A 13,163-nucleotide genomic window follows, 5' to 3' on the forward strand; every position below is an offset into this window, starting at 1 on the left:
CGCGAATGGCGGAGGAACGGAACCGTCAGGTCACACACTACGGATATATCTTCAGTCCCTGCGGAGAGGGCGCGAATCCGCTGGCGTGCATGATCCGCCATAGCGGATTCACACGCGTCAGCGGCACGCCGTTGACGTCGCAGAATAACGTCGTTGATCGGAATCTGCCACGGCATGCATATGCCAGTTCACTGAAGGACCGTCGTAGCACGTCATCATCATAGATGCCCCCATCAGGATCGACGAACACCACCAGGTGATGGCTCCGCGGCATGGCGTACAGTATCGCCATGCCTTCGCACACCACGATCAACGTGCCATCCCTGCGCGTGGGACGTATGACGGCACGTGTCTCCACATCAGCCGGCCCTGTGATCGGCATTGGGTCCGGCCAACGGATCATGGCCCCGAACAGGCACGCAGGATCAAGCACATCCATGACGACCGGGTATCCATGCCCACGACGTTCGTGGGAGCGTTCCTCGGTGATGCCGCGCAAGGCGTCAACCGTATCCCTCCTGGCGAACTGGGCGGCACCGCAACCGTCCACGAACATGCCGCGGATCACATCCCCCCGATCCTCCATGCGTCGCAGTACCGGGTAGATCCCGGAGAAGCCTCCGGCAAGACCGATCATGTCGATCAGCGATGCGCTGACCACACCGTAGCGGTTCAGCAGTCCATCGACGGTGTCCACGGCTCGTCGCGCCGCCATTCTGGCCATATCCGTCGATTCGTTGCGTGGGGAATCCAACTCGTCATGATCCGGTCCGGCATGATTGTGTCCGGCATGGTCATCCTGACTCCGTCCACCGGGGAACGTCAGGGACCACAGTCCCGGTAGCTCGGCATCGATAATGGTCGGACGGACACGCCCTCGTGAACCTCTTCCCATGAAACCGACGGCACGTGATCGCCGACGGGATGCCCGCCGTGTTGGAGTCGCGCAGCCATCGATCACCGACCGAACCGGCGCGAACGAGCTGCTGGTAATCAGCCCATTCCACATCAGTGTCCTCATCCGGTCCAGAAACGCATCGCTCGACATGTCGTCGGGCTTGAGCTCGCGAGCGTATCGGGCATCACCGTCCAGCAAGGGGACGGACACTCCCGGCTCATCATCGCTCACCACGTTGTCCTGTGATAACGGGGAGTCCGCAAGATACCAGGTGATGGTTCTCGCCGTTCCCTTGCCTGTCTTCGCCACCCAGAACACATCGCCGGATGCCAACAATTCGTCGAGCATACCGGCATGGTATCCCCGCACGCGGGAAGGGAACACCGATGATTCCCACACGTGCGCAGGCAACGCGACACCTTCCATGAGTTCGATGACGTCGAACAGTCCGTCCACTCCCTCGTAGCGCTGTCCTCCGATCTGTTGGGGACCAAGCCGCTGCATCACCAGCTCCTGATATGCATTGCAGGAGACCGGCCGCACGGCCGCACGGGCCTTGTTCAGCGACCTCCGACGAAGCATGCGGAAGACCCGTGGATGCAGCCAGTGCACCATATCCGTGCCGCCGACTGCGCCGCTATCCTCGATATCACTCTCGTTGGCGCCGACATCGACACCATCGCCATTGGCAATGAAGGAGCCCCGCAACAGCCGACCCTCCTCCGTGAGATCGTTGAGCTCGGCACGGGTCTGCCCCAGATGCAGTCCGAATCGGGCGGCGATGGTCTCCGCTGTGAATGGACCATGCGTCCCGGCGTACCGAAGAATCAGATCATCCGGATCCTCATCGAGACGGCGGCCGTCCTCAGGTGCCGCCCAATAGGTGATGCCACGGATATCCAACGAGATTGCCCGATGTTCGTGTCGCAACCGTTCAACATGCTCCTCCGCCAAATCGCCGTCTCGGAGTCGTGCCGCGATCTCGCCCACGGTAAGCGGCCCCAACAGGCGTAGCAGGTCCGCCACGCCCTCCTTGCCGTGTTTGCGACGGTCCGGGATCAGGCACTGCAATTCGGCTTCGGCGTCCGTGACGATTTGCGAGTCGAGCAGTCCGGTTGGGGCGGTGTCATCGCCCAGAAGGCCGGCGAGCAGATCGGGGTCCAATGCCAGCGTGGCCGCGGCACGTTCGGCCTGCGGAACATCGTACTGATACATGTAGGCGCCGGTGTATCCGAACAGCAGCGATCGGGCGAATGGTGAAGGTGAGGCGGTCTGGGAGCAGACCACGGCGATGCGTCCGTCGGCGAGCGCGGCCATCATGTCCCGCAATGCCGTCATGTCATAGACGTCCTGGAGGCATTCTCGTGCGGTTTCGAGGATGAGCGGGAACCCGGGGATGCCGGATGCCGCGGTCTGCAGTTGGGCTGCGCGGAGTCGTTGCTGCCAGAGCGGGACGCGCTTGCCGGGGTTCATGCGCGGCATGAACAGGGAACGTGCGGCGTTTTCTCGGAATCGCGCGGCGAACAGCGCCGTGCCGGCGACGTGCTGCCGTACGAGGGCTTCGAGCTCAACCGGGTCGAAGATGATCAGCGTCTTCCATGGCAGCGGCGTATCCGTGTCGGGAACCCGGAGCACGATGCCGTCGTCAGCGGCCATGGTCTGTCCTTCATAGCCGTACCGTTCGCGTAGCCGCATGTCGATGCCCATGGCCCAGGGCTCGTGGATGCGTCGGCCGTATGGTGAGTGGATGATCACTCGCCAGTCGCCGTCCTCGTCCTGGCATCGTTCGACGAGCAGGGTGCGGTCGTCGGGGATGGTTCCCGTGGTCGTGCGCTGTTCGGTGAGGAACCGGGCGAGTTCGTCGATGCCCTGGTCGTCGAGCCCGTCGCCGTGCAACCGGCGGAGCGTGGTGGCGTCGAACCGTCCATCGGACTGGATGCCGGAGGACAGTTCGCGGGTGGTACGTCCTATGGCGCGACCGCTGGCGGCGTCCCTGCCGGGGCCGTCTCCATGCCAGAAGGGCAGTCGTGCGGTCTGTCCCGATGCTGGCGTGACGATGACGCGGTCGTGGGTGATGTCGTGGATGCGCCATGTGGAGGTGCCAAGGGTGATCACGTCGCCGATGCGTGACTCGTAGACCATTTCCTCGTCGAGTTCCCCGACGCGTTTGGGGCCTCCTCCTGCGGCTTCGTCGGTCAGGACCACACTGTAGGTGCCTCGATCGGGGATGGTCCCTCCACAGGTCACGGCGAGACGCTGTGCTCCGGGTCTGCCGCTGATGGTTCCGGTATCGCGGTTCCATACCAGCGCGGGGCGGAGCAGAGAGAATTCCTCCCCGTTGTATTGTCCGGACAGCATGCCGATCGTCGCGTCGAATGCAGCATGATCGAGGTGACGGTAGGGGGCTGCGCGACGGACGGTGTGGTACCAGTCGTCGTGATCAAGGTTGTCCATGGCCGCCGCCGCAACCGTCTGCTGCGCCAGTATGTCTAACGGATTGGCGGGAATGGACAGCGGCTCGATGCTTCCGGACCGCATGGCCTCGACGGTGGCGGTGGTGAGCAGTATCTGTTCTCTGGTGAGTGGATAGAATCGGGTCTGGGATGTGCCGTTAACGTGATGGTCAGCGCGTCCGGCGCGCTGCAGGGCACTGGACACCGAGAATGGCGGGGACACCTGGATGACCAGATCGATCGCCCCCATGTCGATGCCGAGTTCGAGGCTGCTGGTGGCCACCACGCATCTGAGTCGGCCTTCCTTGAGGTCGGCTTCCACTTGACGTCGTCTGTCCTTGGATACAGACCCGTGGTGGGCCATGGCGATGATGTCGTCGGGGGCATGGTCGTGCACGAGCATGGTGCTGGAGCCGGCCACGGCGTCGTAATGAGTACGGTTTCGATAACGGACTGGCAGATCGCCGTGCAGTCGTTCCGCGTACAGGTCGTTAAGCCGAGCGGTGAGTTTTTCGCATAGTCCGCGTGAATTGACGAATACCAAGGTGGTGTGATGGTCGAGGACATCGTCCAGTATCGATTGTTCGACCTTTGGCCATACCGACCCATGATTGTCGTCTTCGTCGGCGGATGCGGAGATCTCCATGTCGTTCATGGCGTCGGCGGGATTGATGATGTGCAGCTGGAATGACGGGGATCCCTTCGGAGCGACGATGGAGACGGCACGGTCGCCGGCGAGGAATTCGGCCGCCGTTTCGACAGGACGTATCGTGGCGCTGAGTCCGATGTGTTGGAATGGCCCGGCCAGGTGTTCCAGTCGTTCCAGGATGAGCGTCAGATGCACGCCGCGTTTGGTGCCGACAAGGGCGTGGACCTCGTCGATGATCACCGTATTCACCGTGGAGAGAATCCGCCGGGTCTTCGATGTGAGCATCAGGTACAGGGATTCCGGCGTGGTGACGAGGATGTCGGGCGGGTGGGACGCGATGGCGCGGCGTTCCTGCGGTGTGGAATCGCCGCTGCGTACTCCTATGGTGATCCTGGGGATCTGACGATGGTTCCGGTCGAATTGTTCGGCGATGCCATCGATCGGCTGACGCAGGTTTCTGGCCACATCCGTCCCCAACGCTTTCAGCGGGGAGATGTACAGGATACTGACGCCGTTGCGCTTCGGCTTGGCTTTGGTATCCGTGACATCCGTCGCATCGCCGTGACCGGCCATCCGGTCCCGGATCACCGCATCGATGGCGGACAGGAACGCGGCGAGAGTCTTTCCCGATCCGGTCGGCGCGGTGACCAGCACGTTGCCGCCGGATCGGATCGCATCCCACGCCGCACGTTGCACGTCGGTGGGAGATCCGAAGGCGTGAACGAACCAGTCCCGGGTCTCAATGGAGAACCATTCCGGAAGGGTTATGTCACTCATGTCTTTGATTCTTGCCATCCGCTCCGACATACAGGTTCCGACGACCGGTGCTCAGATGATCCGTACGGTTCCTCGGCGGATCAGTTCCGGCGGCAGGATGACGTGTCGGGGCTCCGACTCCTTGTCCTGCTCGATACGCTCCAGCATGAGTTTCACTGTCTCGTGGGCCAGCCATCCGATTTTCTGTCCCACAGTGGTGAGCGGATTGTCGAATCCGAATCGTTCGGCTATGCCGTCGTATCCGATCACGGACATATCATCAGGCACGTTCATACCTCGCTCATGCATGCGTCGCATTAGTCCCATGGCCATCAGATCGTTGCAGCAGAACACGGCGGTGGCGTCCGAGTCCAGTACGGAGTCCGCCGCATCGTATCCGCCTTCGAACCGGTAGTCGCCCTCGGCCACGATGACCGGTGTGATGCCATCGGCATCACACAGCGCCTGAATGAATCCCTCCCGGCGTTCGTAGGCATTGCCGACGCGAATGTCGCCGGATATGCAGGCGATGCGCCGGTGCCCGCATTCCAGCAGGAACTGCGCCGCCATACGACCTCCGGCACGGTTATTGATACCGACGCCGTCGATCCAGTCGAGATCGACAAGGCGATCGACGAACAGCACCGGGCAGCGGCATTCAGCCACATCCGACCGCAGGTCATCCACATCCACGCAGGATTCCCCTGCGGCGATCAGGAATATGCCGTCCACCCCGCGGGCGGACAATCTGCGCATGATATCCGACTCCGCGGCACGGGAATCGGAGTTGTTGGCGATTATCAACGAATACCCCGCTTGCCGGCACTCATCCTCCACGCGTTTCGCCAAGGCGGCGAAGAACAGGTTCTGGATGTCCGGTACGACGAGGGCCAGCATCATGGACCGCTGTGTCACCAGCGTGCGGGCAACCTGATTGGGTACATAGTGCAATCGTTCGGCTGTCTCGAGTATGATTCTGCGACGTTCCTCGGAGACCCGCGACGGTCGGTTGTTCAGTACCAGAGACACAGCCGTGACCGAGACGCCGGCCTCAGCGGCGACGTCTCGGATCGTCGTTCGTCCTCCCATATGATCAGACGCCGAACAGCTCTCGGATCTGACGGACATCGCCGTAGGAGGCCTGAGCGCCGGAGCCGGTGGCCGCGTAAGCGGACACATAGGACGCCACCTGAGCGGACCTGCCCAGCGTGAGGCCGGAGGCGAGGCCGGCGAGAATGGTACCCATGAACGAATCGCCGCAGCCCGTGGTATCCACGGCGTTCACGCGCACCGGGCTGATGCGTTCCACGGTTTCTCCGTCGATGACCACGCTGCCGTCGCCGCCGAGTGTGATCACGGCCTGCTCATAGCCGAAGTCGTGCAGCGCAGCCGCCACCGACGTCCAGTCCATGCCGTCCCAATCGCCGTCCTCCGGCTCGTCCACTCCAAGCAATTGGCTCATTTCATGCTCGTTGACGAGAAGGATGTCGGAATTGGCGATCAACTCGGCCGGCAGTTCCGGGATGAACGGGGAATCGTTGACCAACACCTTGACGCCGGCCTCATGGGCGATACGCGCACTCTCGATCACAGCCGGCAGCGGGCTTTCCAGGCAGAGTCCCAGCACAGCGGCCTCGGTGATGACGGATGCGTGGTCATGGATGTAGTCGACATCCACCTTGGCATTGGAGCCAGGCGAATAGACGATCGTGTTCTCACCGTTTGCGTCCACGGTAATGACCGTGGTGCCGCTGGGACCGGGGACATGCAGCACGTCCGACACGTCGACGCCGGCGTCCTTCAGTTTACCGAGCAGGAACTCGGCGTTCGCATCCTGTCCCACGGCACCGAGCAGACGCACCCGTGCGCCGATCCGGGCTGCGGACGCAGCCTGATTTCCGGATTTGCCGCCGGGCAGTACCCGCAACGGTCCGGCGTTCACGGTCTCACCCGGCTTGGGAAGACGCTCGGTAGTCACGGTATAGTCGGCGTTCATCGAACCCACCACAGCGATGGCTTCGTCGGCCGAGGCAAAGGATTCGAGCAGTGAGAACACCTCATCCCGATTGCTTGCTTGAGACATATGACAACTCCTTCGTTGGGCCAAGGGCACGAGCCATCGGCGAGTCGTTTTCGTCGTAACGTCGTCACGAGGACCGCCATAACGACCATCCTATCCTACGGTAAAACGTTAAACTACTTTTGGCAAGCGGCGGTCTCGCAATCAGTGATCAGGTCCTCGTATTGGCCAAGTTCGCATTCGATCAACGCAATCGCCATTTGCCGGACCGGAAGATCATCCGTCACTCGGTGCAGCACCACACAGGCCATGCCCTCGCACAGGTCCCGGAACAATCGCTGCTGCGTTTCGGATTCCTCCTCGCTGCAGTACAGCAGGGATTCGACGCCGGGATCATACCGATCGATCAGCAGCCTCGGCATCATGGCGAAACCGGACTCCCCTACGATCGTCATCGCCTCTCGCAGCTGCTCCACACCCCGATTGAACGTCCTGCGGTCCCGCTCCTCGAATCCGACGATCAGGTCGGACGACAGAGCGGACCCCAGCAACGATATGGCGAGATTGCGCAACGTCAGCGGATTCTGCCACAACGGCATATCCCGATCGCCGTCCCGGTTGCCCGCGGACAGCAGCACATCACGTGATCGAGGCGTCTCCGTATCCCACAGTTGGCGATACGCCTCGATCAGCCGCTCGGCGTCACGCAGATATCGCGCGCCGATGGCCGCAAAGCCGCACCCATCATCGGTCGCGGAGACGCCATCCCGATGTTCGGCGTCCCACCGACCGACCTCGTCCATCAGCTCCTCCTCATAGGCGACCACACGACGATACCGGTAATCGGGAACGGCACCCATGTCATCCACGCCGGCGTCGTCGCGGAGCATGCTCATGCCGATGCCCGGATCAGTGAGCATCATGCGGGCGATGGACAGGCTTTTCGGCTCTTGTTCGCCCCATTTGAGCATGGTGAAGGCACCGAGACGATGGGTCTCACGAACGAACTGCCAGACGTCCTCCTTGCGCTGCTTCTTGGTGCCAAACCGCTTGCGCCCCTTCGCCATGCCGCGAATGGCGAGCTCACGCGGGGTGAGAACGCGAATACATTTCGGCATGCGGTCGGACGGCTCCCCCGTATAGGCGGCGAGCGTGGACGCGCTCATCAGATCGTACAGCCATACCGGCAGGCCATACCGACGCACCACCGAGGCGGAGCCTCGCAGGAACCTCCGGCATTCGTCCATCAGCGCCACATCGAAGCATGCGGCCGCCGAGAACAGGTCCATGGACCATCCGGTATTGGTGAACACCTCATGCGCCAGCACATACAGGCGATGGTCAAGCGGTTCGGGGTTGACGCCGTTGTTCTCGTACACCCGCCGCTGCGATTCCCGCGAGGTCAGCTCGTCGAACCGACGCTCGAGCTTGTTGAGCGTCTGCAGGAATCCCCTGGCATCCATATTGAATTTCGTGGACATGATTACCCTTCTTTGCGCACCATTGTCCCTGCCGGACCTTCCGGAAGGCCTGTGCAAGGCACACTATGGCACGTTGGAAAATCAGCTGCCACCGACCGGTGCAGAAATGTGGATAAGTGGAATAACTGAAAAGTTATCCACATTTCACGGCACCAACCGAGTGGCATGCCACGAATCGTCAGGCGTCGATATTGGACCGATCGAAGTCGTCGGCGTTGTCCACGATGAACTTCTTACGCGGAGGCACCTCACCGCCCATAAGCAGGTCGAAGATGTCCGCGGCCTGGGCGGCGTCCTCCATGCGAATGCGACGCAGCATACGCGTACGCGGATCCATGGTCGTGTCGGCCAGCTGATCGGCATCCATCTCACCCAGGCCCTTGTACCGCTGGATGTCCTCATCAAACCCGATACGATCGTGTCGGAGCTGCTCGAGCTTCGACGCCAGCTCATCATCGGAGTACGTGTAGATGTATTCGCCCTTGCGTTTGCCCGTCAACGCGATGCGGTGCAGTGGCGGTACGGCGGCATACACATGACCGGCTTCGATGAGCGGCCGCATGTACCGGTAGAACAGGGTGAGCAACAGGATGCGGATGTGCGCGCCATCCACATCGGCATCGGTCATCATGATGACCTTGTTGTATCGCGCCTGCGAAATATCGAAGGTCACCCCCGATCCCGCACCGACCACCTGAATGATCGCACCGCATTCCTTGTTCGCCAGCATCTGCGAGATCGACGCCTTCTGCACGTTAAGGATCTTGCCTCGAATGGGCAGCAGGGCCTGGAAGCCGGAATTGCGGGCGGCCTTGGCGGTGCCAAGTGCGGAGTCGCCCTCCACGATGAACAGCTCGGCGATATCGTCGTTGCCCGGCTGGCAGTCCGACAGCTTGGACGGCATGGATGCGGATTCCAGCGCGTTCTTCCGCCTCGTGACCTCCTTGGTCTTGCGTGCCTGAATGCGGGCATGCATCTCACCGACGATCTTCTCCAGCACGCGGGAGGACGGCTCCTTGTAGCCGCGTTTCGCACCAGTGATCATCTCGCCGAACTGCTTGTCGGTGAGCCTGGTGACGATCGGCTTGACCTGCGCTGTGCCGAGCACATCCTTGGTCTGTCCCTGGAACTGCGGCTCGGCGATGCGCACCGTGACCACCGCGACCAGACCAGTGGTCACATCATCGCGTTCGATCTTGGTACTGGAGTCCTTGAGATTCACCTTGAGCCGACGCGCATTGGCCTCCACGGTCTTGCGCACCTGCCGGGTGATCGCATTGAGGAACCCATCCACGTGCATCCCCCCGCCGGGGGTTTCCACTACGTTGACGAAGCTACGGATGGTGGTGTCATAATCATTGGTCCAGCGGAGTGCGATATCCACCCCGCAGGTGCGCTCGACCATCTGGGCGTGAAGGTCGCCGGTGGGACCCACCACCTGGGTCTCCTCCTCATAGGTGCCCTCGCCGGAGATATGCCAGATGCCACATACCGGCTCGCCCTTGGACAGAAAGTCCACGTAATCCACCACGCCGCCGGTGTGAAAAAACTCCTCCACGCGGGCGTGACCGGAACGCTCTTTCACTGTCGCCGATGCGGGGATTTCGTCGCCGGCGGTCTCGGCATCAGCCGTCTCACCGGTCGTAGCACCTGTATTGTCCGGCTCATCCGTAACGTTTCCGGCGTCATCGACATCGACCGTCTCCTCGACGGAGCGCACCCGCTGCTCCCGCAACGTATCATCCGTCTCACGCACGTCGTCGATGGATTCGTCACCGGTTTCCGGCACGTTCTCGTCGATCACGGTGATCGACAGTCCCGGAACGAGGAAGCTGGTCTGCCGCACGCGGTCGATCAGCTGCTCGTAGCTGAATTTCGCAGTACGGTTGAAGATCTCGGGGTCCGCCCAGTAGCGGATGCGGGTGCCGGTGACATTGGCGTCCACCGTGCCCACCTCACGCAGTTCGGTCGGAGACCGCTTGCGGGTCTTCTTGAAGGGGGAATCCGGCGAAGGATGCTCGGGGTCGGCGTCGGAATAGACCCCCGGATGCCCCTGGCGGAACTCCATACGATAGGTCTTGCCGTTGCGGTCAACCTCGACGTCCAGTCGGGAGCTCAGCGCATTGACCACGGAGGAGCCCACGCCATGCAAACCGCCGACGGCGTTATATGAGGAATTGCCGAACTTCGCGCCGGCATGCAGCTTGGTGAGGACCACCTCCACGCCGCTCAGACCGGTTTTGGGTTCCTTGTCGACAGGAATGCCACGACCGTTGTCGGCCACGGTGATCGATCCATCGGTGTGCAGCGTTACGATGATCCGCGTGCAGAAGCCCGCGAGCGCCTCATCCACCGAGTTGTCGATGATCTCCCAGAGACAGTGCATGAGTCCTTGGGAATCAGTGGTGCCGATGTACATGCCAGGACGCTTGCGAACCGCGTCCAATCCTTCGAGAACCGCCAGGTCCTTCGCGCCGTATTCTTCCTTCTGCGCCGCCATGGCCCTCCTTCGCTAACGCGACTCGTGTATCGTCGCCTATATCGCATGCCGTCGCGGCATGCCCACATGGAAACGCTCCCCCGTATGGCGGAGGAGCGAATGAACGGAACCGGTTTCGGTCACCCGGTCACTGATCGAGGAAGTCCCTCAGCGTCTGGGAGCGGGACGGGTGACGCAGCTTCGACATCGTCTTGGATTCGATCTGACGGATGCGTTCACGGGTGACGCCGTACACGCGGCCGATATCGTCCAGGGTCTTGGGCTGACCGTCCTCCAGACCGTAGCGCATCTTGATCACTCCGGCCTCACGCGGCGACAGGGTCTCGAGGACCTGCTTGAACTGTTCCTGCAGCAACGAGAACGCGACCGCGTCGGACGGCGCGATGGCGTCGGTGTCCTCGATCAGATCGCCGAACTCGGAATCGCCGTCCTCGCCCAACGGGGTGTGCAGCGAAATGGGCTCGCGACCGTACTTCTGGACCTCCTGGACCTTCTCGACCGGCATGTCGAGCTCGCGGGCCAGCTCGTCCGGCGTGGGTTCGCGACCAAGATCCTGCAGCATCTGGCGCTGCACGCGGGAGAGCTTGTTGATGACTTCGACCATGTGGACGGGCACGCGGATGGTGCGGGCCTGATCGGCCATGGCTCGGGTGATGGCCTGACGGATCCACCAGGTGGCGTAGGTCGAGAACTTGAAGCCCTTCTTCCAGTCGAACTTCTCCACGGCGCGGATCAGACCGAGGTTGCCCTCCTGGATCAGGTCCAGGAACAGCATGCCTCGTCCGGTGTAGCGCTTGGCCAGGGAGACCACGAGTCGGAGGTTGGCCTCCAGCAGGTGGTCCTTCGCCTTGCGTCCGTCGTTCGCGGCCCATTTGAGCTCGCGCTTGCGCTTGAAGTCAAGCTGGTCGCCTTCGGTGTCCAGAAGATGCTGCGCGTACAGGCCTGCCTCGATGCGCTCGGACAGGTCGACCTCCTGCTCGGCGTTCAGCAGGCTGACGCGTCCGATCTGCTTGAGGTAATCCTTGACGGGGTCCGCGGTGGCACCGGTGGCGATCACACGACGCTTCGGGTTGCCCGAAGGGGTGTAGTTGTCGTCGTCATCCAGATCGGTGACGACGAACGCGCCCTTCTCCTTGGGCTGTTCCGGCGGCTTGGGCTTCTCCTCCTCTTCGGAGTCGTCGCCCGAGTTCTCGTCGTCGTCCGATTCCTCGATGTCGGTGTCGTCGTCAACGTCTTCGACATCGTCCTCGTCGAAATCCTCGTCGTCGATGTCCTCGACGTCGTCCAGCAGGTCGTCGCCTTCCAGCAGATCACCGTTCTGCTTGGTCGGCTCCTGCTCGGCCTTCTTGGCGGCGGCGCTCTTGCGAGTCTTCGTCGTCTTTGCGGCACCTGACGTCTTCCTGGTACGGGTCGTCTTCCGTGTTGCCTTCTCGGTGGCCAAACTTGTCCTCCTGGTTCGTCCTGTCGGCGTCTCCTATAGCACGAAGACACACTTATGGCAAGAGCAAATTGTCAACTAATAGAGTGAACCACGTTCCAAGGACGATTATTCCCGTTTGGCGGCATGAATCCATGCCGGATGGATGTCCCGTTGTACGACGCCCAGCAGAATCGTGGCCATTGTGCAGGAATCATCCACATATAGCGCCCTGAGCGAACAGGCCAGCGACTGGTCGTCCCTGCCCACCCACCACAGCAGATATGCGAGTGCCGCCAATGGCTGTGCGCCGTAATCCTCGGGAGCCAGCGTGATCATATACGCCAGTGCATCGATGCTGCGCTGACAGCGCTGCGGGTTCGGCGACAGGGACGGGTCCTCGAACCCGCGGGTCAACGTGTTGCATACCAGCGCGGAGCTGGATTCCGAATGCGGGTTCGTCACCAGTTCGAACAGATCGTCCTTGCTCACACCCGTCATCGGCGCAAGGATGATCGCGTCTCGCATGGCCAGCGTCTCGTTCATGCCGACGCACAGCTTCATCAGCGCTTCGGGGGCAACCTCGACAAGACCATTGACCAGCCATCGATGCCAGACATCGAACGGGTCCCGGAACCAGTCGATGTCCGCCTGTCGTATTCCCTGAGTTCTGCGGTTGGCTCGGAAACGCCGCCGCAGCTCGGTGATCTCCGCGTCGTCCATTCTCATTGCTTCACGCCCCTCTGCGGTGGCGTAGGCTCCTTCCAGCGGTCTGAGCCCTACTTCGATCGTCATTGTGGTCGCCTCCTTGCGTCCGTGCTCCCGTTTCGTCCGGTCCATTCATCGGCCCGGATGAAACGAGGGTCGTATTCCGTCGTTCCTCCGTCCCGTTTCCACTATGCGTGCCGCCATCGCGCACGCCTAGTATTCGCGGCCAATGTGGTCGAATGGAAACCCCGCCCGGAATATCACCGTTTGTCAATACCGGT

The 13,163-nt window shown here is 61.8% G+C and carries 7 protein-coding genes; all 7 read right to left on the minus strand.

The window, feature by feature from the left end:
- Positions 1 to 37: 37 nt before the first annotated feature.
- Positions 38 to 4,777: a DNA glycosylase AlkZ-like family protein gene (locus tag EP30_RS01385; protein ID WP_181160735.1), complete on the minus strand. Its 4,740-nt coding sequence runs from the start codon at positions 4,775 to 4,777 to the stop codon at positions 38 to 40.
- A gap of 51 nt (positions 4,778 to 4,828) precedes the next feature.
- Complete coding sequence (locus tag EP30_RS01390) at positions 4,829 to 5,845, minus strand: LacI family DNA-binding transcriptional regulator (RefSeq protein WP_094665107.1); 1,017 nt, start codon at positions 5,843 to 5,845, stop codon at positions 4,829 to 4,831.
- Between the two features lie 4 nt (positions 5,846 to 5,849).
- The gene (locus EP30_RS01395; RefSeq protein WP_094665105.1) at positions 5,850 to 6,839 is read right to left on the minus strand and encodes a ribokinase; all 990 of its coding nucleotides are present in this window, start codon (positions 6,837 to 6,839) and stop codon (positions 5,850 to 5,852) included.
- Between the two features lie 113 nt (positions 6,840 to 6,952).
- Positions 6,953 to 8,257, minus strand: a complete 1,305-nt coding sequence (locus tag EP30_RS01400; protein WP_094665103.1) for a hypothetical protein — start codon at positions 8,255 to 8,257, stop codon at positions 6,953 to 6,955.
- A gap of 178 nt (positions 8,258 to 8,435) precedes the next feature.
- Positions 8,436 to 10,757 carry a type IIA DNA topoisomerase subunit B gene (locus EP30_RS01405; protein ID WP_140555485.1) on the minus strand — a complete coding sequence of 774 codons (2,322 nt, stop codon included), beginning with the start codon at positions 10,755 to 10,757 and terminating at the stop codon, positions 8,436 to 8,438.
- Positions 10,758 to 10,884: 127 nt separating this feature from the next.
- Positions 10,885 to 12,198 carry an RNA polymerase sigma factor gene (locus EP30_RS01410; RefSeq protein WP_094665099.1) on the minus strand — a complete coding sequence of 438 codons (1,314 nt, stop codon included), beginning with the start codon at positions 12,196 to 12,198 and terminating at the stop codon, positions 10,885 to 10,887.
- Between the two features lie 105 nt (positions 12,199 to 12,303).
- On the minus strand, positions 12,304 to 12,969 hold the full coding sequence (locus EP30_RS01415; protein ID WP_140555487.1) for a hypothetical protein: 666 nt from the start codon (positions 12,967 to 12,969) through the stop codon (positions 12,304 to 12,306).
- Positions 12,970 to 13,163: the final 194 nt, after the last annotated feature.

It is taken from the genome of Bifidobacterium sp. UTCIF-39 (assembly GCF_006408715.1).
GTDB lineage: Bacteria > Actinomycetota > Actinomycetes > Actinomycetales > Bifidobacteriaceae > Galliscardovia > Galliscardovia tissieri.